The organism is Cupriavidus sp. DF5525 (assembly GCF_040149425.2).
Lineage (GTDB): Bacteria > Pseudomonadota > Gammaproteobacteria > Burkholderiales > Burkholderiaceae > Cupriavidus > Cupriavidus pickettii_A.
This window is the reverse complement of record NZ_CP168265.1, coordinates 742,492-763,198: the sequence shown is the minus strand read 5'-3', so window position 1 is coordinate 763,198 and position 20,707 is coordinate 742,492. Positions and strand designations below refer to the sequence as shown.

At 65.7% G+C, this 20,707-nt stretch carries 22 protein-coding genes and 1 pseudogene; 18 read left to right on the top strand and 5 right to left on the bottom strand.

Translation table 11 applies throughout. The features are described from left to right. Nucleotides 1-713 precede the first annotated feature (713 nt). The 16 genes from ABNX08_RS03680 to ABNX08_RS03605 all read left to right on the top strand — a co-directional run bounded on the left by ABNX08_RS03680 (nucleotide 714) and on the right by ABNX08_RS03605 (nucleotide 14,750). On the top strand, nucleotides 714-971 hold the full coding sequence (locus tag ABNX08_RS03680) for a hypothetical protein (protein WP_349608937.1): 258 nt from the start codon (nucleotides 714-716) through the stop codon (nucleotides 969-971). 67 nt (nucleotides 972-1,038) lie between these two features. Beyond that, the gene (locus ABNX08_RS03675) at nucleotides 1,039-1,221 is read left to right on the top strand and encodes a Flp family type IVb pilin (protein WP_349608935.1); all 183 of its coding nucleotides are present in this window, start codon (nucleotides 1,039-1,041) and stop codon (nucleotides 1,219-1,221) included. Between the two features lie 92 nt (nucleotides 1,222-1,313). Continuing rightward, a complete protein-coding gene (locus ABNX08_RS03670) occupies nucleotides 1,314-1,496 on the top strand; it encodes a Flp family type IVb pilin (RefSeq protein WP_349608933.1) in 183 nt (60 codons plus the stop codon). Nucleotides 1,497-1,511: 15 nt separating this feature from the next. Then, a complete protein-coding gene (locus ABNX08_RS03665) occupies nucleotides 1,512-2,015 on the top strand; it encodes a prepilin peptidase (protein WP_349608931.1) in 504 nt (167 codons plus the stop codon). 81 nt (nucleotides 2,016-2,096) lie between these two features. Further along, nucleotides 2,097-3,506, top strand: a complete 1,410-nt coding sequence (locus tag ABNX08_RS03660; protein ID WP_349608929.1) for an ATP-binding protein — start codon at nucleotides 2,097-2,099, stop codon at nucleotides 3,504-3,506. A 42-nt stretch (nucleotides 3,507-3,548) separates the two neighbouring features. Next, nucleotides 3,549-4,391: a Flp pilus assembly protein CpaB gene (cpaB, locus tag ABNX08_RS03655; RefSeq protein ID WP_349608927.1), complete on the top strand. Its 843-nt coding sequence runs from the start codon at nucleotides 3,549-3,551 to the stop codon at nucleotides 4,389-4,391. Nucleotides 4,392-4,465: 74 nt separating this feature from the next. Next, the gene (locus tag ABNX08_RS03650; protein WP_349608925.1) at nucleotides 4,466-6,349 is read left to right on the top strand and encodes a type II and III secretion system protein family protein; all 1,884 of its coding nucleotides are present in this window, start codon (nucleotides 4,466-4,468) and stop codon (nucleotides 6,347-6,349) included. 26 nt (nucleotides 6,350-6,375) lie between these two features. Continuing rightward, a complete protein-coding gene (locus tag ABNX08_RS03645) occupies nucleotides 6,376-6,714 on the top strand; it encodes a hypothetical protein (protein WP_349608923.1) in 339 nt (112 codons plus the stop codon). Between the two features lie 22 nt (nucleotides 6,715-6,736). Next, nucleotides 6,737-8,038 carry a pilus assembly protein TadG-related protein gene (locus ABNX08_RS03640; protein WP_349608921.1) on the top strand — a complete coding sequence of 434 codons (1,302 nt, stop codon included), beginning with the start codon at nucleotides 6,737-6,739 and terminating at the stop codon, nucleotides 8,036-8,038. 9 nt (nucleotides 8,039-8,047) lie between these two features. Beyond that, nucleotides 8,048-8,557, top strand: a complete 510-nt coding sequence (locus ABNX08_RS03635) for a TadE/TadG family type IV pilus assembly protein (RefSeq protein WP_349608919.1) — start codon at nucleotides 8,048-8,050, stop codon at nucleotides 8,555-8,557. Beyond that, nucleotides 8,554-9,015 carry a TadE family protein gene (locus tag ABNX08_RS03630; RefSeq protein WP_349608917.1) on the top strand — a complete coding sequence of 154 codons (462 nt, stop codon included), beginning with the start codon at nucleotides 8,554-8,556 and terminating at the stop codon, nucleotides 9,013-9,015. The genes ABNX08_RS03635 and ABNX08_RS03630 overlap by 4 nt, the downstream gene beginning before the upstream one ends. Before the next feature lie 73 nt (nucleotides 9,016-9,088). Beyond that, nucleotides 9,089-10,282, top strand: coding sequence for an AAA family ATPase (locus ABNX08_RS03625; protein WP_349608915.1), 1,194 nt, complete (start codon nucleotides 9,089-9,091; stop codon nucleotides 10,280-10,282). Nucleotides 10,283-10,333: 51 nt separating this feature from the next. Beyond that, nucleotides 10,334-11,707, top strand: coding sequence for a CpaF family protein (locus ABNX08_RS03620; RefSeq protein ID WP_349608913.1), 1,374 nt, complete (start codon nucleotides 10,334-10,336; stop codon nucleotides 11,705-11,707). Between the two features lie 45 nt (nucleotides 11,708-11,752). Then, nucleotides 11,753-12,730 carry a type II secretion system F family protein gene (locus ABNX08_RS03615; RefSeq protein WP_349608912.1) on the top strand — a complete coding sequence of 326 codons (978 nt, stop codon included), beginning with the start codon at nucleotides 11,753-11,755 and terminating at the stop codon, nucleotides 12,728-12,730. Between the two features lie 72 nt (nucleotides 12,731-12,802). After that, nucleotides 12,803-13,777, top strand: coding sequence for a type II secretion system F family protein (locus ABNX08_RS03610; RefSeq protein WP_349608910.1), 975 nt, complete (start codon nucleotides 12,803-12,805; stop codon nucleotides 13,775-13,777). A 187-nt stretch (nucleotides 13,778-13,964) separates the two neighbouring features. Further along, nucleotides 13,965-14,750 carry a metallophosphoesterase gene (locus ABNX08_RS03605; RefSeq protein ID WP_349608908.1) on the top strand — a complete coding sequence of 262 codons (786 nt, stop codon included), beginning with the start codon at nucleotides 13,965-13,967 and terminating at the stop codon, nucleotides 14,748-14,750. 118 nt (nucleotides 14,751-14,868) lie between these two features. Here the strand turns inward: ABNX08_RS03605 and groL are convergent, their stop codons facing one another. From groL to ABNX08_RS03580, 5 genes and pseudogenes are all read right to left on the bottom strand, one after another. Further along, nucleotides 14,869-16,512 carry a chaperonin GroEL gene (gene groL, locus ABNX08_RS03600; RefSeq protein ID WP_349608907.1) on the bottom strand — a complete coding sequence of 548 codons (1,644 nt, stop codon included), beginning with the start codon at nucleotides 16,510-16,512 and terminating at the stop codon, nucleotides 14,869-14,871. A gap of 45 nt (nucleotides 16,513-16,557) precedes the next feature. Further along, the gene (groES, locus tag ABNX08_RS03595) at nucleotides 16,558-16,848 is read right to left on the bottom strand and encodes a co-chaperone GroES (RefSeq protein ID WP_010813047.1); all 291 of its coding nucleotides are present in this window, start codon (nucleotides 16,846-16,848) and stop codon (nucleotides 16,558-16,560) included. A 388-nt stretch (nucleotides 16,849-17,236) separates the two neighbouring features. Next, nucleotides 17,237-17,707, bottom strand: a complete 471-nt coding sequence (locus tag ABNX08_RS03590; RefSeq protein WP_349608904.1) for a fimbrial protein — start codon at nucleotides 17,705-17,707, stop codon at nucleotides 17,237-17,239. A gap of 181 nt (nucleotides 17,708-17,888) precedes the next feature. Continuing rightward, nucleotides 17,889-18,023 (bottom strand): annotated as a pseudogene (locus tag ABNX08_RS03585) (hypothetical protein); the annotation flags it as partial. A 56-nt stretch (nucleotides 18,024-18,079) separates the two neighbouring features. Then, the gene (locus ABNX08_RS03580; protein ID WP_051370080.1) at nucleotides 18,080-19,321 is read right to left on the bottom strand and encodes an IS4 family transposase; all 1,242 of its coding nucleotides are present in this window, start codon (nucleotides 19,319-19,321) and stop codon (nucleotides 18,080-18,082) included. A 257-nt stretch (nucleotides 19,322-19,578) separates the two neighbouring features. Between ABNX08_RS03580 and ABNX08_RS03575 the strand changes: the two genes are divergently transcribed. Both ABNX08_RS03575 and ABNX08_RS03570 read left to right on the top strand, forming a co-directional pair. Further along, a complete protein-coding gene (locus ABNX08_RS03575; RefSeq protein ID WP_349605688.1) occupies nucleotides 19,579-19,761 on the top strand; it encodes a hypothetical protein in 183 nt (60 codons plus the stop codon). 383 nt (nucleotides 19,762-20,144) lie between these two features. Further along, nucleotides 20,145-20,555 carry a hypothetical protein gene (locus tag ABNX08_RS03570; RefSeq protein ID WP_349605686.1) on the top strand — a complete coding sequence of 137 codons (411 nt, stop codon included), beginning with the start codon at nucleotides 20,145-20,147 and terminating at the stop codon, nucleotides 20,553-20,555. Nucleotides 20,556-20,707 lie beyond the last annotated feature (152 nt).

Below are 20,707 nucleotides of genomic sequence, written 5' to 3'. Positions count from 1 at the left end.
TGTGTACGCATTGCGCAGCCGCTACCGGCGGCAATGGGGACGCCCTGTTTTCGCTTAGTCTTGTTGCGCCAAGGCATTAACGCAAGACACGGGGAGAGCCCGCAGCCCGGCTGGCGTGAAATGAAACACGGTGTGGGCCACCGACGTTTCGCTTCTGAATCACGACCCCGGCGCATGCCCGGAAGCCGCCGCGGGCAAGGGATTGCGGGATGCCACCGGGGGCCGGAAGGAGGCATCGCGACGCAGCACGTGAGAGGCTGACGTTTCTATCCGGAAACGTCGGTCCCCCAGGCAGGCGGCTCGTCCATCTGTCGGCCGGTGGCGCGTGACCCACCACTGCCCATCCCTCGCGCTCATCCAGGCGCGGTAGGCGTCGCAGCGATCCTCATGCTTATGGTTGAGCCGCGCACCCGGCCGCCGGCCTTGCGCACCGTGTCGGCTCCAATCAGCCCTAAGCCAAAAGTCGCGTCATCCGAAATCCGTTGCCGCACAAGCGTTTCCAGGTGGCAACGAGCGCCGGCCGAAACCCCGCTTTTGGCCTTGCGCCGGCGCCGGCCAGCTTGCACCGCTGCCCGCAAAGCCTTATGCCGCAACGGTTTCCGCCAGGCTGGCCCACGCTTTGCCTATGCCAGGCATGCGGCGCACCGCCAGGAGCACCGCAACTGCCGACACAGCGATTGCCGACAGCAGACGTACACAAGGGGAAATTAACCATGCCAGCTGACCGCCAGCCCGCGATTCCGCGCCGCTATGCCGCACAGGCCGCCTGTGCGCGCCGCGGCGGCAGCGTGCAACCACGCGCCTTAGCATCCACCGGCAACAGCCATCACGCCGCACGCTGCATGCATGCCTCCGCCGAACGCCGGCTGCAGGCACGCAGCCCGCGCGGCGCACGCGCCGGCGCCGGGCGCTGGCCCTTCCATGCCTGCGCCACCTGCGCGCCCCCGAGCAGCCGCTTTACCCGACCCTGAACCCGTAGTTGTGTTTCAAGCAAGTCCAGAAGCCCGCGAGGGCGCTTTTCCACAGAAGGAGAATGTCATGCAAACCCTGACCCATACCCTGAAGCAGTTTGTCCGCGACGAAGAAGGCGTTACCGCCATCGAGTACGGCCTGATCGCTGCGCTGATCGCTGTCGTGATCATCACCACGGTGCAGACCGTGGGCACCAACCTGAGTTCGGTCTTCAGCTTCATCGGCGACAAGCTCAAGCTGCCGGCCTGATCGAAGCAGCACGGTCCGTGCGGGTGTGGGCGGCGAAGCCCGTCGCCCTACACCCTGCCCGGATTTCAAGTAGACCCAGTTCGGAGACTGCCATGCCGGGCCTGATTGCACTGTGGAGGGCTTTTCAACGCGATGAACAGGGCGTGAGCGCAATCGAGTACGCGCTGATCGCTGCGCTGATTGCCATGGCCATTGTTACCGCTGTCGGCACCCTGGGCACAAGAGTCAAGGCGCTCTACGAAATGGTCGTGGCAGTCATGCCCGCCATGCCCTGAATCAAGAGGAACGCCATGCACACCACCTCGGCGCTCTCACCGTATATCGGCCCGATCGCCATCGCGATCGTGCTTGCCGCGGCAGCCATCGACCTGCAGCACCGTCGCATCCCGAACTGGCTGACGTTCGGTGCGTGGCTGCTTGCCCTGCCGGCACAGCTGGTAATTCATGGCCTGGGCAGCGGGCTATCTGGCTGGGCGCTGGGCTGGCTCACCGGCCTGACCGTATTCCTGCCGCTGTATGCGCTGCGCGGCATGGCCGCCGGCGACGTCAAGCTGATGGCGGCCGTGGGCGCATGGCTCGGGCCGTCCATGGCGCTGCAGATCGCGCTGATGGCTTTCCTGCTGGGAGGGGCCTGGGCGCTGGCACATGTCTGCTGGTTCCGCCACGGCAGCCAGGTGGTGCGCAATATCGCCGGGATTGTTCGCGGCAAAGCGCACGGTCCTTCGGTCGGCTCCATGCCCTACGGGGTTGCCATCGCCGCCGGCACGCTGGCCCTGCTCTTTGCCAGCGCATGACGCGGGACACGGTACCGTGGCAGCCAGAGGCTGCTGCCTGAACAACGAGAACGCACACCAGAAAGCGAACGGGGAACAGCAATGATCGAGCATCACGAAACAGCCCAGGCAGCGCGGCATCTCGAGCCGGTGCCGTCAAGCGCCAGGAGCGCGCACGCCGATCGCGGCGCGCCGGTACCGCCGTGGCACGTGCTGCCCCGGAGCATCGCCGATACGGGGCTCGACATCTCGCTGCTGCTCGGCCTGCTGCTCAAGGCCGCCTACCTGCACCGCAGCGTCACGCTGGCGGTGCTGACCGATACGCTGAAGCTGCCCGCCACCGTCGTCAACGAAGTGGCCGCCGTGGCAGTGCGCGAGCGCCTGCTGGAGATCGCGCACCGCGGCGCCAGCGACCTGGACGTGCGCTTCCGCCTGACCGACGCGGGCTACACCCGCGCGGCTGACGCCATGGCGCGCAGCAGCTACACCGGCGCGGCGCCGGTCACGCTGGACGCCTACCTCGACGCGGTGCAGCGCCATTCGGTCAGCCACGCGTCGGTGACCAAGGCCGATGTGACCGCGGCCTTCCATGACCTGGTCATCCCGCTGCACCTGCTCGACGCGATCGGCATGGCGCTGAACACCTGCCGCGCGCTGATGATCTACGGCCCGGCCGGCAGCGGCAAGACCTACCTGGCGCAGCGCCTGGGCGCGCTGTTGCCCGGCGCGGTGCCGGTGCCGCACGCGATCACCGTGGCAGGCGAAATCATCCAGGTGTTCGATCCGCTGGTGCATAAGCCGTTCGACGACAGCGAGGCGTCGCTGGCGCACCGCTCGCTGGACCGTCGCTGGATCCTGTGCCACCGCCCGGTGGTTCTGTCCGGCGGCGAACTGACCCTGTCGATGCTGGACCTGCGCTATGACAGCACCTCCGGCTTCTACCAGGCGCCGCCGCACATGAAGGCCAACAACGGCATCTACATCATTGACGACCTGGGCCGCCAGCTGGTAGGCGTGACCGAGCTGCTCAACCGCTGGATCGTGCCGCTGGACCGCAACGTCGACATGTTCTCGCTGCGCACCGGCGTGCGCTTCTCGGTGTCTTTCGATGTGTGGCCGGTGTTTTCCAGCAACCTGGAGCCCGCCGATCTGGGCGACGATGCCTTCCTGCGCCGGCTCGGCAGCAAGCTCTATGTGGGGCCGCTGACGATCGACGACTACCGCGAGGTGTACCACCGCACCGCCGCCGACTTTGGCCTGTCCAGCACCGAAGCTGTCTTCGACTTCCTGGTGCAGAGCCTGCACTACGAGGGCGACACGCCGCTGCTGGCCTGCATCCCGCGCGACTTGTTGCGGCTGGTCGCGTCCGGCGTGCGCTACCACGGCCACGCCGCGCACGTCACCGAAGAAGCCTTGCTGATTGCCTGGCAGAGCTACTACGGGCTGCGGCCGGCACCCGACATCCCCGGCATGGGACATCGCTGGCCGGGCGGGCACCGCACCGCGGGCTGACACGGCAACCACCACACACCGATCACTGCAGGGAGAGTCATCATGAAAAACACACGCGCAATCCTGATGCTGCTGATTGCCCTCGTCGCCGGCGTGGCGGCGGTGGTGTCGGCATCGCGCTGGCTGGTCCAGCAATCGTCCAGCTCGGTGCGGCAGGTGGCCGTTGCCGCCGCCGACCTGAACCTGGGGCAGCCGCTCAATGGCAGCCAGCTGCGCCTGGTGAGCTGGCCCTCGGGCAGCGTGCCGCCGGGCGCGTTCGAAGACCTCAAGGAGCTGGAAGGCCGCGTGGTGCGCACCAGCCTGCAGCGCGGCGAGCCCATCCTCGACGCCAAGCTTGCGCCGATCGGCACCAAGGGCGGCCTGTCCGCCGTGATCAACGACGGCAAACGGGCCATCACCGTGCGCGTCAATGACGTAGTCGGCGTGGCCGGCTTCGCGCTGCCGGGCAACCACGTCGACGTGATCGTCAATACCAACGAAGAGGCCAAGAGCACCCAGAACGGCAGCATCTCCAAGATCGTGCTGGAGAAGATCCTGGTGCTGGCAGTGGCGCAGCAGGTCAGCCGCGACGACACCCAGCCCAAGGTGGTCAACGCCGTGACGCTGGAAGTCACGCCCGAGCAGGCCGAGAAGCTGGACGTGGCGCGCAGCGTAGGCACGCTGTCGCTGGTGCTGCGCAACCAGATGGACGTGGCCGACATCAACACCGGCGGCGCCACCAAGGGCACGTTGCTGGGCAAGGTCCCGGAACCGGCGCCGGTCAAGGTCATCACCCAGACCGCCACGCGCACCGTGGTCAAGACCCGCACGGTGGCAGCACAGCCCGCCCGCGGCAACTGCATTGGCGTGCTGGCCGGGATGCAGGGCGGTCTCGAGTGCTTCTGACCAGCCCGTGACCCTGACTGACATGACGGACAACGAATCCTGATCAGCATCACCTCTCCGGGGGGAGATTCAAAATGAAACAGAAAATGACCGAAGCCGCCGGCAGCACCCGCACCCTGGTGCTGGCCGTGATCCTCTGCACCCCGCTGGCCGTCGCCGCGCAGGTCGCCATGGAGGCGGGCAACCTGACCAAGACGACCACGCCGGCCGCCGCCAAGGCGCCCGCGGGCCCGATGCAGATGACCATCAGCATGACGCCCGGGGCGCCCGCCACCGTCGCGCAGAACTCCGCCCCGGCGCCCATCCCGGCCGCCGAGGCGCGCGGGCCGAACTGCACCGGCGCGATCCGCAACGAATCCAGCGTGGTGGTGCCGGTCGGCAAGTCGCAGCTGATCCCGCTGCCCGAGGCCGTGCGCAACCGCACGCTGGGCAACCCGAACGTGGTGCAGGCCACCATGGTGTCGCCGCAGACGCTCTACGTGCTGGGCCGCAGCGTGGGCACCACCAACATGATCGTGCAGGGCCGCAGCGGCTCCTGCAGCATCATCAACGTGGTGGTCAATGCCGATGCCGGCGGGCTGCAGACCTCGCTCGGCCAGCTGCTGCCCGGCGAGCCCGGCATCCGCGTGATGACCGCCGCGGACAACCTGGTGCTGACCGGCAGCGTCACCAACGCCCAGTCCGCGCAGATGGCCATGGACATCGCCCAGGCCTACGTCAACGCCGCGCAGGCCGAAGGCAGCAAGAAGGGCGGCGTGCTCAACATGATGTCGGTCGATACGCCGCAGCAGGTGATGCTGGAAGTGAAGGTCGCCGAGGTCTCCAAGACGCTGCTGAACCAGCTCGGCTCGACGGTGAACCTGCAGGGCGGCTTCGGTTCGTGGACCGGCGGCCTGGTGACCTCGCTGCTGACCGGCGCCTCGACCGCGATTTTCGCCAGCAAGGCCAATAACCGGCCCTTCGATATCGCCCTCGATGCGCAGAAGAACGATAGCCTGGTCAAGATCCTGGCCGAGCCCAACCTGGTCACCATCAGCGGCCAGGAAGCCAGCTTCCTCGCCGGCGGCAAGATCTATATCCCGGTGGCGCAGGCCAATGTGCTGAACGGGGCCGGCACCGTCACGCTGCAGGAGGAAGAGTTCGGCGTGGGGCTGAAGTTCACCCCCACCGTGCTGGCCAACGGCCGCATCCACCTGAAGGTGGCACCGGAAGTGTCCGAGCTGTCGCCCACCGGCGCCACCGTGCGCGGCAGCAGCCTGACCGGCCAGACCGTGCTGCCGGTGATCACCACGCGGCGCGCCTCCACCACCGTGCAGATGCGCGACGGCGAGAGCTTTGCCATCGGCGGCCTGCTGCAGGACAGCGCACGCGGCTCGCTGAAGGCACTGCCGGGTGCGGGCGAAGTGCCGGTGCTGGGCACGCTGTTCCGCAGCACGCAGTACCAGCAGGACCTGACCGAGCTGGTGTTCATCATCACGCCGCGCCTGGTCAAGCCGATGCAGACCAACAACTACCCGCTGCCGACCGACAGCTTCTCCACGCCGAACCCGCTGTCGCTCTACTTCATGGGCAATATGGAAGGCCGCGGCAAGCCCCTCCCCATCCCCGCACCGGCGCCGTCGCAGCCCGCCGCGCCGGCCGCAGCGCCCGCCACGGCGCCGTCGGCACCGCGCAGCGAAACCGCGACCGGCACCTCGGTCTCGATGGGGCCGGTGCCGACGGGACGGCCGCTGGATGAGCCCGCCGCACCTGCAGCGGCGCCGGCAGCCGCGACAGCAATGCCGCCGGTCGCCGAAGTGCCGACACCAGCCCAGGCGCCCGTCCGCAGCATCGCGGCCGCCCCGCCAGCCGACGACGCCGCCGCCGCGCGCATCGCCCGCATCGAAGCCACCGCCGCGCGTCTCGCGCAGGCACGGACCGCCGGCACCGGCAGCCACACCGCCTCGGGCGGCAACTGATCCGCCGCGCCCACAGGAGAACCATCATGAGCAAGACCCTCAAGCTTTCGCGCGGCGCCGCCGCCCTGGTGCTCGGCAGCCTGACCTGCCTGACGCTGTCGGCCTGCATGACCTCGACGCCGGTCTGGGACAGCCAGCGCGGCGTGGCGCTGGCCACGGTCACGCAGCTGCAGATCATCAACCCCGACGCGCCGGCCGGCCTTCCCACAGTCACCGGCACCGACGGCAAGACCGCGGTAGCGGCGATGAGGAACTTCGACCGCTCACTGTCCAGGAATCAGCAAAACGGCACGCCCGCCATGACCATCGACTTCGGCGCCGGCGGCTACGGCGGCGTGGGCATGGGCGGCAACGGTTCGCGCTAGCAGATCACGGGGGAGCGCCATCATGACCAGACCCAGGCTTCAGGGCACCACGCTGGCGCGCCGCCACGCGCGGCAGCGCGGCGCCGTCGCCATCATCATGGGGCTCATGATCGTGGTGCTGGTCGGCTTTATCGGCCTGGCGCTCGATCTGGGCAAGCTGTACGTGGCCAAGAGCGAGCTGCAGAACAGCGCCGATTCCTGCGCGCTGGCGGCGGCGCGCGACCTGACTGGTGCCACGCCGCTGATGGTGTCGGAAGCGGCCGGCATCACTGCCGGCTCCCGCAACCAGGCCCTGTTCCAGAAGGAGCAGGTGCAACTGGTGGCCAGCGACAGCGTCACCTACACCGATTCGCTCGACAACCCCTTCCTCGACAAGGACTCGGCCACCTACCCGCTGGACACCATCAAGTACGTGCGCTGCGACGTGTCGCGCACAGGCATCGCCCACTGGTTCGCGCAGGTGCTCAACGCCCTGCCCGGCGTCAATATCGGGCCGAGCACGGTGGCTGCCTTCGCGGTCGCGACCACCACGTCCGCACAGACTGCCTGCGCGATCCCGGTGTTCGTGTGCCGCCCCGACACCGCCACCCCGCCCGTGCCCGGCGGCTACACCATCGGCCAGTGGCTGACCACCAAGGCCGGCACCGAGGACAAGGACAGCGTGGCCTATGGCGGCGGCAACTTCGGCTGGGCCGACCTGACCGGCGGCACCAGCGCCAAGGAGATGGCCAACCAGCTCAAGGGCGCGGGCCAGTGCAACCTGCCCGCGCTGGGCGCGCAGATCGGCACGACCGGGGAGAAGGCCTCGCTGTCCGACGAATGGAACAGCCGCTTCGGCATCATCAAGTCTGGCAAGACGCTGGGCGTGACTGACTTCACCGGCTTTACCTATACCGACGCCACCTGGATCGCCAAGAGCAACGCCTACGACGGCAGCTCGACCGACAGCCTGGGCAACGCGCAGCCCAACTTCCTGGCCGCGCGCAAGGCCTACAACGCCTACCAGGGCGACGCCACCACGAAGCTCGACACGCAGGGCAGTGCCGCCGCCAAGTCCGTCTACGAGGCCGGCGCCGACCGCCGCCTGGTGCTGGCGCCGATCGTGGACTGCACCACACTCGCCACGCCGGGCGCCCACAAGATCCCGGTCACCGGCTGGGCCTGCCTGCTGATGGTCGAGCCCATGCAGAAAGGCGGGAACAACAGCACGGTGCGGCTGGAGTACCGCGGCGATTCGAGCATGGCGGGCAGCCCCTGCGCCACGCAAGGGATGCCGGGCGCAGGCACCGGTGTCGGGCCGCTGGTGCCGGTGCTGGTGCAATAGGAGACGACGATGAAACGGCTCTTGACATCACACAAGCGCCAGCGCGGCGTGGCCGCCGTGGAATTCGGCATCCTGCTCGCGCCGATGGTGCTGATGGCCTGTGGCGTGGCCGAGTTCGGGCGCGCGATCTACCAATACGACACGCTGACCAAGGCCACGCGCACCGCAACGCGGTACCTGTCGCAATTCTCGCCGGAGGACGTCACCTATCCGGCCGCGGAGGCCAAGTGCCTGGCGGTGTATGGCAACAGCGCCTGCTCCGGCACCCCGCTGGCGCCGGGGCTGACCACCTCCATGGTCGTGATCTGCGACCGCGTGGATGCCAGCGGTTGCCCCGGCCAGTCGTTCAACAACGTCAGTACCTACGACAACCCGGGCGGCACCGGCACCCCGGCGGGCACGGTGAACCTGGTCGCCGTCAGGATCACCGGCTTCGCGTATTCGCCGATGCAGTCCTATATCAATGTGGCCGGGCTGACCTTCAGCGATATCTCCACCGTCATGAGGCAAGTGCTATGAGACCGCTCGCCCTCCCCCGCCGCGCCAGGGCGCGCCAGCGTGGCGCCGCGATCGTGGAATTCGGCCTGATCGCGGCCGTGTTCTTCACGCTGCTGATCGGCATCGCCGAGTTCTCGCGCGTGCTGTTCTACTGGAACACCGCCGCCGAAGTGACGCGCCTGGGTGCGCGCATGGCGGTGGTGTGCGACGCCGGTGACGCCGTCATCAAGAACCGCATGCGCGACCTGCTGCCGCTGCTGCAGAACTCGAACATCAGTGTGGCCTACGAGCCCGCCGGCTGCGATTCGGACGCCGCCACCGCCCGCTCCACCTGCCAGAGCGTCACCGTCAGCGTCGCCAACGTCACGGTGGCCACGGTGATCCCGCTGGTGCCGCTGAGCCTGGGCATGCCGCCGTTCACGACCACCATGACGCGCGAAAGCCTGCGCACGTCGACCGGTGGCACGGTATGCAGCTGACAAACGGCGGCCACGACGCCATCCGCCCCCTTACATCGCACCCGAGCATCGACCAGAGCATTGCGAGGACATCATGCTGAAGATCCTGATCGCATCCGAAGACGCCGAACGGCTGGCCGAGATCAACCGGCTTAGCGCCGCGGTCGGCAACTTCCAGGCCATGTCGCTGCAGGAAGGCCTGGCGCGCTTCCCGTATCACGCCAGCCGCCTGCGCATGGCCGACCTGCTGATCCTGGAGCTGCCGGCCATCGGCACGGGACAGATGCTGGCCATCGAGACCCTGCGCCAGCAGCACCCTGACCTGCCCTGCATCCTGGTCACGCCGGCGCCCGGCTCCGAGGTGCTGATCAAGGCCATGCGCGCCGGCATCCGCGACGTGCTGTCGTGGCCGCTGGACAAGGGCCAGCTGGCCGAAGCGCTCAAGCGCGTGGAGGCCACGCATGTGCCGCGCGCACGCGAAGCCGCGCAGGTGATCTCGGTGATCTCGTGCAAGGGCGGTGCCGGCACCAGCTTCGTCGCCGCCAACCTGGGCGATGCGCTGGCGCGCCACCTGACCAAGCGCGTGCTGGTGGTGGACCTGAACCGGCATTTCGGCGACCTCACCCACCTGGTCAGCGACAAGGCGCCGCCGTCCACGCTGCCCGACATCTGCAGCCAGATCGACCGGCTGGACGCGGGCTTTCTCGATGCCTGCCTGGTGCACGTGGACAACGGCTTCGATGTGCTCGCCGGCGCCACCGACCCGGTCAAGGCCAGCCAGATCCAGAAGGACAAGCTGGAGTGGATCCTGTCGGTGATGCAGCCGAACTACGACTTCGTGATCTTCGATATCGGCCAGAGCATCGATCCGCTGTCGATCGGCATGCTGGACCACAGCGACCGCATCTGCGTGGTGGCCGAGCCGGCCATTGCCTACGGGCGCCCGGGCCGCCGGCTGATCGACATCCTGCGCGCGCTGCACTACCCCGCCGACAAGATCCGCCTGGTGCTGAACCGCACTGGCCGCAAGACCGAGATTCCGCTCGCGACGGTGGAGGAGATCTTCGGCATGAAGGTGGCCTTTGCCCTGCCCGACGACCCTGCTGTCGTGGACGAGGCCGTCAGCCACGGCGAGCCCGTGGCCAAGCTGAGCCGGCGCAGCGCCATTGCACGCGCCCTGCAGGCCATGGCCACGCAACTGGCGGCCTCGCCCGAAGCCGAACGGCGCCCGCGGCCCGAGGCGGTGTCACCGTTGCGCCGGCTGATGCTGCGCGCCAGGAGCGCCTGAGCGTCCGGCGGAATCCATCCGAACAGAAACAGATAACGAGGGGAACCCATCATGTCCATCCGCGAACAACTGGCCGGTGCCGGCCCTGCCTTCAATGCCAACGGCCACGCCGCGATCCAGTTCGGCGGGCAGGCCACCGCCTCCGCCTCGCCCGGCTACCACGCGCTCAAGCGCGACGTGCACGAGACCGTGCTGGATCGCGTCGAGCTGGAGCGCCTGGCGCGCTTTCCGCAGGAACAGGTCAGGCAGGAGATCGGCACGCTGGTCAACCTGATCGTCGACGAACAGAAGGTACTGCTCAACGACAATGAGCGCCGCCAGCTCACCGTCGAGATCTACGACGAGATGTTCGGCTTCGGCCCGCTCGAGCCGCTGCTGAAGGATCCCACGGTGTCCGACATCCTGGTCAACACCGCACGCCAGACTTACGTGGAGCGGCGCGGCAAGCTGGAGCTGACCGACGTGGTGTTCTACGACGACGCGCACCTGATGAAGGTGATCGAGAAGATCGTCTCGCGCATGGGCCGCCGCATCGACGAAACCAGCCCGATGGTGGACGCGCGCCTGCCCGATGGCTCGCGCGTCAATGCCATCATCCCGCCCTCGGCCATCGACGGCCCGCTGCTGTCGATCCGGCGCTTCGCGGTCAATCCGCTGCAAGTGTCCGACCTGGTCAACCTGCGCAGCCTGACGCCGCCGATGGCACAGATGCTGCAGGCGCTGTCGACGGCCAAGGTCAACGTGCTGGTGTCGGGTGGCACCGGCAGCGGCAAGACCACGCTGCTGAACATCCTGTCGGGCTTTATCCCCGAGGACGAGCGCGTCATCACCATCGAGGACGCGGCCGAGCTGCAGATGCGCCAGCCCCACGTGCTGCGCCTGGAGACGCGCCCGCCCAATATTGAGGGCAAGGGCGAGATCAACCAGCGCGCGCTGGTGCGCAACGCGCTGCGCATGCGCCCGGACCGCATCATCCTGGGCGAAGTGCGCGGCGGCGAGGCGCTGGACATGCTCAACGCGATGAATACCGGCCATGAAGGCTCGCTCACCACCATCCACGCCAACACCCCGCGCGACGCGCTGACGCGGCTGGAGAACATGGTCAGCATGGCCGGCCTGACCATGCCTGCAAAAGCCATGCGCCAGCAGATCGCCTCGGCCATCACCGTGATCGTGCAAGCGGCGCGCATGACCGACGGGCGGCGCAAGATCATCAGCATCTCGGAGATCACCGGCATGGAGGGCGACATCATCAACATGCAGGAGATCTTCACCTTCCAGCGTACCGGCGTGGACAAGGACGGCACGGTCCGCGGGCATTTCCGCGCCACCGGCGTGTATCCCAAGTTCTCCGAGCGGCTGCGGGTGTTCGGCGTGGGTCTGCCGGACGAGACCTTTGACCCCGCCAAGCGCTACGAAGTCTAATCCGGCTGCCCAGATACAACGACAAGCAACCCCGGGGAGATACACATGAGTACGATCTTCTACGCCTTCGGCATTCTGCTGTTTGTTGCCGTGGTGCTCTGCGTCGAGGGCATCTACCTGTGGTGGAACAACGCCCACGGCCCGGCGGCCAAGCGCATCGAGGCACGGCTGCGGGCGCTGTCCGCGGGCGGCCACGTCAGCGCCGAACGCCTGTCGATCCTGAAGAAGCGCATGCTCAGCAACTCGCCGCGCATGCAGCGGTGGCTGATGAGCGTGCCGCGCATCGGTATGCTCGACCGCTGGCTGGAACAGTCCGGCAGCACCTGGTCGGTGGCGCAGCTGCTGGGCTACTGCGGTCTGGTGGTGCTGTGCGCGGTGGCGCTGATACCGCTGCTCCCGGTTCCCGTGCCGTTCATCCTGGCCGGCGCCGCGCTGGCGGGCTTGCTGCCCGTGCTGCATGTAATCCGGCAGCGCCATAAGCGGCTCACGCAGATGGAAGCGCAGCTGCCGGATGCGGTCGACATGATCAGCCGCGCACTGCGCGCGGGCCACGCGTTCAGCGGCGCGCTGGGCATGGTCGGGCAAGAGATGAAGGCGCCGATCGGGCCGGAGTTCCGCACCACCTTCGAAGAGATCAACTACGGCGTGGCGCTGGACGAGGCCATGACCAACCTCGCCATCCGTGTGCCGATCAACGACCTTCGCTACTTCGTCATCGCGGTGCTGATCCAGCGCGAGAGCGGCGGCAACCTGGCCGAGATCCTCGACACCATCGGCAACCTGGTGCGCGACCGCCTGAAGCTGTTCGACAAGATCCGCGTGCTGTCGGCCGAGGGCCGGCTGTCGGCGTGGATCCTGGGGCTGCTGCCGTTCTGCACCGCCGGGCTGATCCTGGTTGTCAACCCGGGCTTCATGCGGGTGCTGTGGGAAGACCCGCTGGGGGTGCGCATGATCGGCGGCGCGCTGTTCTCGATGGTCATGGGCGTGCTGTGGATGCGCAAGATCATCCGTATCCGGGTATGAGGCGGCACCGTGCAACGTCACAAGCGGCGGCGCTATAACAAGCAGGGACAGCCATCCTGACGGGAGTCCATCATGCAAGGCATTATCCAGGGGTTTCAGGCAGATCAGCTGATCTTGCTTGGGCTGATATTCGTGGCGGCGTTCGGCATGGTGTTCGGCGTGCTGCACGTGTTTTCGCCCGACCGCATGCGGGGGCGCATGGAGCAGCTCGCGGGCCAGGCGGGGAGCGTCGCGCCGGACGCGGGCAAGGTGCAGGCCTGGGTCGACAAGCTGGTGCAGTGGTCCAAGCCCGTGTCGCGGCTGTCGCTGCCCAAGGAAGGCTGGGAGAACTCGCAGCTGCGCGTGCGCTTCATGAACGCCGGCTGGCGCAACACCAGCGCCGCGCCGCTGTACTTTGCCGCCAAGACGGTGCTGGCGGTGGCGCTGCCGATGATCGGGCTGATGGCGCTCAGCGGCCAGCCGGCCATGCAGGAGCGCAACATTATGTTCGCGCTGCTGGCGGTGCTGGGCGCCATCGGCTACTACCTGCCGAACGTGGTGCTGGCGCGCAAGGTGTCACAACGGCAGCGCACCGTGTTCGAAGAATTCCCCGACGTGATCGACCTGCTGACCGTGTGCGTGGAAGCCGGCCTCGGGCTCGATGCGGCGCTGATGCGCGTGGCCGACGAGCTGGCGCTGCGCTGCCCGGTGCTGGCCGACGAGCTGCAACTGATGCTGCTGGAGTTGCGCTCCGGCTTCTCCAAGGAAAAGGCGCTTTCGAACCTGTCGCTGCGCACCGGGGTGGAGGACGTCGACAAGTTCGCCTCGATGCTGATCCAGGCCGACCGCTTCGGCACCAGCCTGGGCGAGTCGCTGCGGGTGCTGTCGGACATGCTGCGCACCAAGCGTCGCATGCGGGCCGAGGAGCAGGCGGCCAAGATCGCACTCAAGCTGCTGTTCCCGCTGATCTTCACCATATTTCCCTCACTGCTGCTGGTGCTGCTGGGACCGGCGTTTATCCAGATCTATCGCGTCCTGTTGCCGACGATGGCAGGACAGGGTGGATAGTACTCACGGGTAACCAATTGCGGTTCCCCCGGCTGTCTCCCGGCGCAATGCCGGCCAGACAGTCCCTTGCCCGGACCTGGTTCCGGGCTTTTTTGTTTACGGGCCAAACCGGCACGGGACTTGACCGGAGCGGCAGGCTTCTAAAGAATGCAAGCAATTCCCCCGCCGACCTCGCCCCGGAGTCCCCATGAAGCTACGCATCCTGAGCGACCTGCATATCGAGCACAACATGCCGCAGTCGGTACCGGACTGCGACGCAGACATCGTGGTACTGGCCGGCGACATCGCCAACGGCCGCGACGGCATCGACTGGGCGGCACGCACCTTCAGCCAGCCGGTGGTCTATGTCCCCGGCAACCACGAGTACTACGAAAGCAATTTCGACACCGTCGACCGGTTGATGGCGGAAGCCGCCGCCGATCACTCCGGCATGCAAGTTCTCAACGGTTCGGTGGCCGAGTTCAGCGGCGCGCGCGGGCGCGTGCGCATCCTCGGCACCACCTGGTGGACCGACTACACGCTGTTCGGCAACGACCGGCGCGAGGACGCGATGCAGGCCTGCGCCGCAGTGATGCTGGACCACCGCCTGATCGAGCTGGCCGGCGACGACGGCCGCGCGCGGCACTTCACGCCGGAGGACGCGCTGGCGCGCCACCAGGCCGCATCGGCCTGGCTTGCCGCCCAGTTGGCGCAGCCCTTCGACGGCAAGACGATAGTAGTCACCCATCACGGCCCCGACCTCGGCAGCCTGGACCCGCGCTATTCGCATGACCTGGTTTCCGGCGGCTTCCTCTCGCGCCGGCCCGACCTGGTGGCGCAGGCCGACCTGTGGATACACGGCCATACCCACACCAGCTTCGACTACTGCATCGACGATTCGCGCGTGGTGTGCAATCCGCGCGGCTATGTCAGCCGGCGTACCGGCGAGCTGGAGAATCAGCGCTTCGACTGGTGTTGCGTGGTCGAAGTCTGACGCCGCGGCGCGCGCCTTCAGCGGGCACCGTTCAAAATAAAAACCCCCGCGGGCTCGCACCCGCGGGGGTTCTTGTCTGACAGCCTGCCGGCAATCACCGGCAGTCGGTCGGCACAAATTACATCATGCCTTCCATGCCACCCATGCCGCCCATGCCGCCCGGCATTGCCGGAGCCGACTCTTCCTTCGGCGATTCGGCCACGGCGCAGTCGGTGGTCAGCATCAGCGAAGCCACCGAAGCGGCGTTCTGCAGTGCGGTGCGGGTGACCTTGGTCGGGTCCAGCACGCCCATTTCCACCAGGTCGCCGTACTCGCCCGAAGCCGCGTTGTAGCCGTAGTTGCCCTTGCCTTCGATGACCTTGGCAACGACGACCGACGCTTCTTCACCGGCGTTCAGCACGATCTGGCGCAGCGGCTCTTCCATCGCGCGCAGCACGATCTTGATACCGGCGTTCTGGTCGGCGTTTTCGCCGGTCAGTGCCGAGATCGCAGCGCGGGCACGCAGCAGGGCCACACCACCGCCGGGGACGATGCCTTCTTCCACCGCAGCGCGGGTGGCGTGCAGGGCGTCTTCCACGCGGGCCTTCTTTTCCTTCATTTCGACTTCGGTGGCAGCGCCAACCTTGATCACGGCAACACCGCCGGCCAGCTTGGCCACGCGCTCTTGCAGCTTCTCACGGTCGTAGTCCGAGGTCGCTTCTTCGATCTGGGCGCGGATTTGCTTCACGCGGCCTTCGATCGCCGCTGCGTCGCCGGCGCCGTCGATGATGATGGTGTTTTCCTTGCCGATCTCGATGCGCTTGGCCTGGCCCAGGTCGTTCAGGCCGGCCTTTTCCAGCGTCAGGCCGATCTCTTCAGCGATCACGGTGCCGCCGGTCAGGATGGCGATGTCTTCCAGCATGGCCTTGCGGCGGTCGCCGAAGCCCGGGGCCTTGACGGCGGCGGTCTTCAGGATGCCACGGATGTTGTTGACCACCAGGGTCGCCAGGGCTTCGCCCTCGACGTCTTCAGCGATGATCAGCAGCGGGCGGCCGGCCTTGGCCACTTGCTCCAGCACCGGCAGCAGGTCGCGGATGTTCGAAACCTTCTTGTCGAACAGCAGCACGAACGGGCTGTCCAGCTGGACCACCTGCTTTTCCGGGTTGTTGATGAAGTACGGCGACAGGTAGCCGCGGTCGAACTGCATGCCTTCCACGACTTCCAGCTCGTCGGCCAGCGACTTGCCGTCTTCGACGGTGATCACGCCTTCCTTGCCGACCTTGTCCATGGCTTCGGCGATGCGCTCACCAATCGAGGTGTCGCTGTTGGCCGAGATCGCGCCAACCTGGGCGATTTCCTTGCTGGTGGTCGTGGGCTTGCTGACCTTCTTCAGCTCTTCCACGGCAGCGGTAACAGCCTTGTCGATGCCGCGCTTCAGGTCCATCGGGTTCATGCCGGCGGCAACGTACTTCATGCCTTCGCGCACGATCGACTGGGCCAGCACGGTTGCGGTGGTGGTACCGTCACCGGCGTTATCGCTGGTCTTGGAAGCCACTTCCTTGACCATCTGGGCGCCCATGTTCTGCAGCTTGTCCTTCAGCTCGATTTCCTTGGCCACGGACACGCCGTCCTTGGTCACGGTCGGGCCGCCGAAGCTGCGCTCCAGCACCACATTGCGGCCCTTCGGGCCCAGGGTCACCTTGACTGCGTTGGCGAGGATGTTCACGCCTTCGACCATCTTGGCACGTGCGGCGTCGCCGAACACTACGTCTTTAGCTGCCATTCTTGAATCTCCTGAAATCTGTACGGGTGGCGGTCAGTCGGTGAATTACTTGTTCACCACGGCCATGATGTCTTCTTCGCGCATGACCAGCAGTTCCTGGCCTTCCACCTTCACGGCCTGGCCGGCGTACTTGCCGAACAGCACACGGTCGCCGACCTTGACGTCGAGGGCGATGTTGTTGCCCTTGTCATCCTTCTTGCCAGGACCGATTGCCAGTACTTCGCCTTGATCGGGCTTCTCGGCAGCGTTGTCGGGAATCACGATACCGGACGCGGTCTTGGTTTCGTTGTCCAGACGCTTCACGATCACGCGGTCGTGCAAAGGACGCAGATTCATACGGACTCCTAGATGCAAAAGTGAGTTTCTATTCACAAATCGGCCGGCTACCGAGGCGACGGCCGTCTGAAATGTTCAGGTGCCGCAAGGGGCTGTTCATGCTGTTAGCACTCACCCCCGGCGAGTGCTAATTATAGGGACGGGGTAGGGGCATTTCAAGACAGGGACTTGATGCGGGTTTTCCCGAAGCGGGTGCATTCTGCTGGGAACAACGCCCGGCCAGTCGCTTCCGTATGGCGAATAAGCCACTCCACTGCGGCCAAATCCCACAGATCTGGTGAGCTGACCTGCAGGCCAAAGCCGCCATGACAATCCGCAGGCGTCGGCAGGGCTACCCAGATGCCGGGGCGGCGTCACTTCGTCGTGCAACCGAAGCGGATAGTGATTGTTATTGGTACACCATGGTGAACGTCATCAGCGTGTTGGCGGTTCCGCTGGTCACCTTGCTGCCGGTCTGGTAGTAGCGAGCCCGGAGGGGGATCGTATAGTTGCCGCCGGTGCTGCCATTAAAGCCAGCCAGGCTCACCGTGCTACCCAGCGCAAAGGGCTTGTCCGAGCCATCCAGCAACTGGACGCCGACTCCCGTCACCGTCGATGCACCATCGAGTGCCACGACCGAGCCGTTACCGCCAAGCACGTTTGTCAGGGCATCAATCTGGTATCGGATGTTATTGATCCCGGGCGGGCAATTATTCAGGGCGATATTGAATCCTTTCGAGGCAGAATAGGCTCCCACGCCAGTGAATTCCGAAGTGCGATGCACGCCAAGATCGACCAGGACATCCGGGGTCTGACAGGAAGGCGCTAAACGAAATACTTCCCGCCGCGGTGGCAATATAAATAACCAGGGAATTGTCAAAATCGTACCTGACTGTCGGGAGGCTGGCAGCGGATATCGTCCCATAGGAAATCGGACCGGTCTTCACAAAAACATAATTCAGGTTCTGGCCGCCCCAATAAAAATGCACCGACCCTGTGCCCGTGGATGTGATGGGAAACGGTGTCTGTTGGTTGGTGATTTTCACCCCGATACCGGGGACGTTGGTGGGGAAGACCTTGTCCGCACCCGCCGGGTATGGCGTGACCGGAAGCGTCCAGCTACGGGTGAACGACCCGGAACAGGACGCATAGAACTGGCTGGTATTCGCTGGGGCCCACTTGAATGTCGCCAGCATTGCACCGACGGGCGCATCACGGGGTACAACAATCAATCCACCCAAGATAAGCAGCATCAACAAGCCTTATAAGCGGCATGTCGATGAGGCTTGTGGCGTGGTGGACGGGGCTTGGCGCGATCTGGTCGCACGCGCTGGAGACGTGTTGCGATCAAGGTCAAGGTCTCGTTCAGGGCAGCCTTGGCCCAGCGCAGGCCGAGCAGCAGTGCAGGCAGGACACGTTTAAGGGCGGTGATGGCGTAGGCACGGTTGATCCGATGATCCGAGTCAATGTCATGTTCCTGCGCGGCCGCAAGACAGCACAGGGCGTGCAGGTTATCGCACAGGACTTTGGCTCCGAAGTCCTGCCTGGCGGCCAACTGTGAGAGGCCGGACAGGTGTTCGAGTGCCATGCGGTGTTTGAGGCGTTTGAAGGCCTCCTCGAGACGCCAGCGCTGGTGATAGAGATCGCGGAAGGTGGCAGCCGGATGGCGGTGCCTGTCGAGCAGATTGGTGATGAGCACGCGAACCTTGGCGGCTGGCGAGATCTGCCGGATGAGCCGGACGGTCTGCGGGACGGACGCACATTCATAGTCGCGCGCGTCATTGCGGGCTGGAGCCGGGAGCGTGACGACGGTCTCGGCGCGGCCGGAGCGGACGAAGTCCCGCAGGGCAGCAAAGCCGCTACCGTCGGCGCGCATGCAGAAAGGGATGTTTCGTTGGTTGAGTACGGCTACCAGCCAGCGGGCCGGGTAGCCGCGGTCGAGCAACAGCAAGTCGTCGGATTGCAGGCGGTCCAGATGCTCGAACAGGATCTGGCGTTCGTTCTCGAGCACGCTGTGCAGTGAGGCGGCGAGCATCATCTCGGCCCCGGGGAGGTACAGGCCGAAAGCGAGTTGATCACGGGTGGCGGCTCGAGGCAGATGGCTGTGGCGGATGGCAAAACGCAGGTGCGAGGCGTCGGCTGCGACCAGCCGAAAGCCATGCCAGCGCGGCAAATGGTTGGACACCTGCTGAAGCAGCCAGTCATTGAGGTGAGCAAAGACATCGCCGCTGAGTTTGCTGCGAGCCTGGGCGAAGGCTTGTTCACTGACTCGCCGGCACAAGGTGTTTTGGCGGGCGAGCGCGGCGAAGAATTGATCGAGTTCGGCTTGAACGCCCATGCGCAAGTTGCCAAGCATGAACGCGATCAGTGTGGGCAGGGTGAGCTTGCGCTGACGGGTGAATGCGGCTGGATATTCGGGATGACGGGCAAGATCGTGAAAGACCTTGGTGTGCAGATATTGGGTAAGCGTAGCGAACAGATCGGACAGGGGCATGAGAGCCAAGCGAAGATCGAGAAACGATCCTCTATTGGCCGCCGCCCTGCTTGCGCTAAACAGCCAGCGCAAGCAGGGCGGCGGCCGCTCGAACCTCGTCATCTGTCAAGCGTGCGCGTGGCAAATTGCGATTCTATTTGACGGCTTATCTTGGGTGGATTGGTACAACAATGGCCCCGCTCAAGGGAACCGTGATGTTCAGCAATTCAAAGCCGTCCGCATAAGTGCAGGATGCCCACGCCGACGGGAGAGCTGACATGAAAATACCCGCTCCCATGAATGCTGCCGCCAGCCAACTCACCAGTCTTGCTTGCCACGCTTGCGGGCAAGATCGCGAAAAAAATTGCACAAATGCGATCATCATGAATTCAGTCGAGATTTTCCTGCGTATACCTGCCCGGGGCGGCGGCCGTGACCTGCATCGCCGCGCACGGATTTAATAAGGAAGACACAATGGACGATGGTATGGCTCGGCGTGATGCCGAAAGTGGAAAGCCTAGCGGCAGTAATCGATGCAATGCGACTGAACGGGATGCAACGCTGGTTTCGGCCGCCCGCAATCAGCGAACGCTTAAATATGGTGTGAGATTCTCATAAATTGCTCACACCGAATGGCTAGACATAATGGAGCCCATAGGCGGAAAGGCGGTTTCTTTGTAGGAATTCTCCCTACGTCGCATCGGCACGACACGGACAGCACAACACCGCAGCACTGCCTAGACTGAGGGCAACCGTGACATTCCGGCTCCACCAGGAATGTGCGGCAGAAGTCGTGCCGGACAACCGCTGTCGGCGCCTACGACAACAACTCTGGAGGTTCTCCATGAATCGAAAACAGCCCGCTCGCCTTCCCAAGATCGTCGGCGCGATTGCCGCTGGACTGGCAGGCCTCACTTGCGCCACGGCGATTGCCCAGACGCCGGCCAGCCCTGCCACGCCGGCAACCCCGGCCGCCCAGGGCATGCCGGCCACCCCGGCAACCCCGGCCGTCCCTGCCGCCGCGGCAGGCTCCCAAGGCGCATCGCCCGGCGTGACCCAGATCGAACCGCCAAAGGATCCACTGGTCGAGCGCCGTGAGGCACGCCAGAAAGCCTCGGCCGAGTACAAGGCCAAGAAGAAGGCGGCCAAGGGCGAGTACAAGCAGGACGTCGGCGCGGCCAAGCAGGAGCGCAAGACCGAAAACAAGGCTGCGGACGCTACCGCCAAGCAGGAAATGGCTGCGCCAAAGCAATAGCGCCAGCCGCCGCGGAACTAGTGGCCGGCATCAGCCGGCCACTTTTCATTATCGCCCTTCGCCTTTTGTTCCCTCCCCCTCCATTGCCCCCTCGGCAGCTTCCGGATGCTGGCGGCTTGTAACAGGCAGGATCGCGCCTAGACTCGATATGA

What these genes read in the sequence shown, in the direction of transcription:
- ABNX08_RS03650 (WP_349608925.1), top strand. Translation starts at nt 4,466, where the DNA reads ATGAAACAGAAAATGACCGAAGCCGCCGGCAGCACCCGCACCCTGGTG.
- ABNX08_RS03575 (WP_349605688.1), top strand. Translation starts at nt 19,579, where the DNA reads ATGAAAATACCCGCTCCCATGAATGCTGCCGCCAGCCAACTCACCAGT.
- ABNX08_RS03615 (WP_349608912.1), top strand. Translation starts at nt 11,753, where the DNA reads ATGAGTACGATCTTCTACGCCTTCGGCATTCTGCTGTTTGTTGCCGTG.
- ABNX08_RS03625 (WP_349608915.1), top strand. Translation starts at nt 9,089, where the DNA reads ATGCTGAAGATCCTGATCGCATCCGAAGACGCCGAACGGCTGGCCGAG.
- ABNX08_RS03620 (WP_349608913.1), top strand. Translation starts at nt 10,334, where the DNA reads ATGTCCATCCGCGAACAACTGGCCGGTGCCGGCCCTGCCTTCAATGCC.
- ABNX08_RS03645 (WP_349608923.1), top strand. Translation starts at nt 6,376, where the DNA reads ATGAGCAAGACCCTCAAGCTTTCGCGCGGCGCCGCCGCCCTGGTGCTC.
- ABNX08_RS03635 (WP_349608919.1), top strand. Translation starts at nt 8,048, where the DNA reads ATGAAACGGCTCTTGACATCACACAAGCGCCAGCGCGGCGTGGCCGCC.
- ABNX08_RS03630 (WP_349608917.1), top strand. Translation starts at nt 8,554, where the DNA reads ATGAGACCGCTCGCCCTCCCCCGCCGCGCCAGGGCGCGCCAGCGTGGC.
- ABNX08_RS03610 (WP_349608910.1), top strand. Translation starts at nt 12,803, where the DNA reads ATGCAAGGCATTATCCAGGGGTTTCAGGCAGATCAGCTGATCTTGCTT.
- ABNX08_RS03640 (WP_349608921.1), top strand. Translation starts at nt 6,737, where the DNA reads ATGACCAGACCCAGGCTTCAGGGCACCACGCTGGCGCGCCGCCACGCG.
- ABNX08_RS03605 (WP_349608908.1), top strand. Translation starts at nt 13,965, where the DNA reads ATGAAGCTACGCATCCTGAGCGACCTGCATATCGAGCACAACATGCCG.
- groL (WP_349608907.1), bottom strand. Translation starts at nt 16,512, where the DNA reads ATGGCAGCTAAAGACGTAGTGTTCGGCGACGCCGCACGTGCCAAGATG.
- cpaB (WP_349608927.1), top strand. Translation starts at nt 3,549, where the DNA reads ATGAAAAACACACGCGCAATCCTGATGCTGCTGATTGCCCTCGTCGCC.
- ABNX08_RS03665 (WP_349608931.1), top strand. Translation starts at nt 1,512, where the DNA reads ATGCACACCACCTCGGCGCTCTCACCGTATATCGGCCCGATCGCCATC.
- ABNX08_RS03580 (WP_051370080.1), bottom strand. Translation starts at nt 19,321, where the DNA reads ATGCCCCTGTCCGATCTGTTCGCTACGCTTACCCAATATCTGCACACC.
- ABNX08_RS03675 (WP_349608935.1), top strand. Translation starts at nt 1,039, where the DNA reads ATGCAAACCCTGACCCATACCCTGAAGCAGTTTGTCCGCGACGAAGAA.
- ABNX08_RS03660 (WP_349608929.1), top strand. Translation starts at nt 2,097, where the DNA reads ATGATCGAGCATCACGAAACAGCCCAGGCAGCGCGGCATCTCGAGCCG.
- ABNX08_RS03670 (WP_349608933.1), top strand. Translation starts at nt 1,314, where the DNA reads ATGCCGGGCCTGATTGCACTGTGGAGGGCTTTTCAACGCGATGAACAG.
- ABNX08_RS03570 (WP_349605686.1), top strand. Translation starts at nt 20,145, where the DNA reads ATGAATCGAAAACAGCCCGCTCGCCTTCCCAAGATCGTCGGCGCGATT.
- groES (WP_010813047.1), bottom strand. Translation starts at nt 16,848, where the DNA reads ATGAATCTGCGTCCTTTGCACGACCGCGTGATCGTGAAGCGTCTGGAC.
- ABNX08_RS03680 (WP_349608937.1), top strand. Translation starts at nt 714, where the DNA reads ATGCCAGCTGACCGCCAGCCCGCGATTCCGCGCCGCTATGCCGCACAG.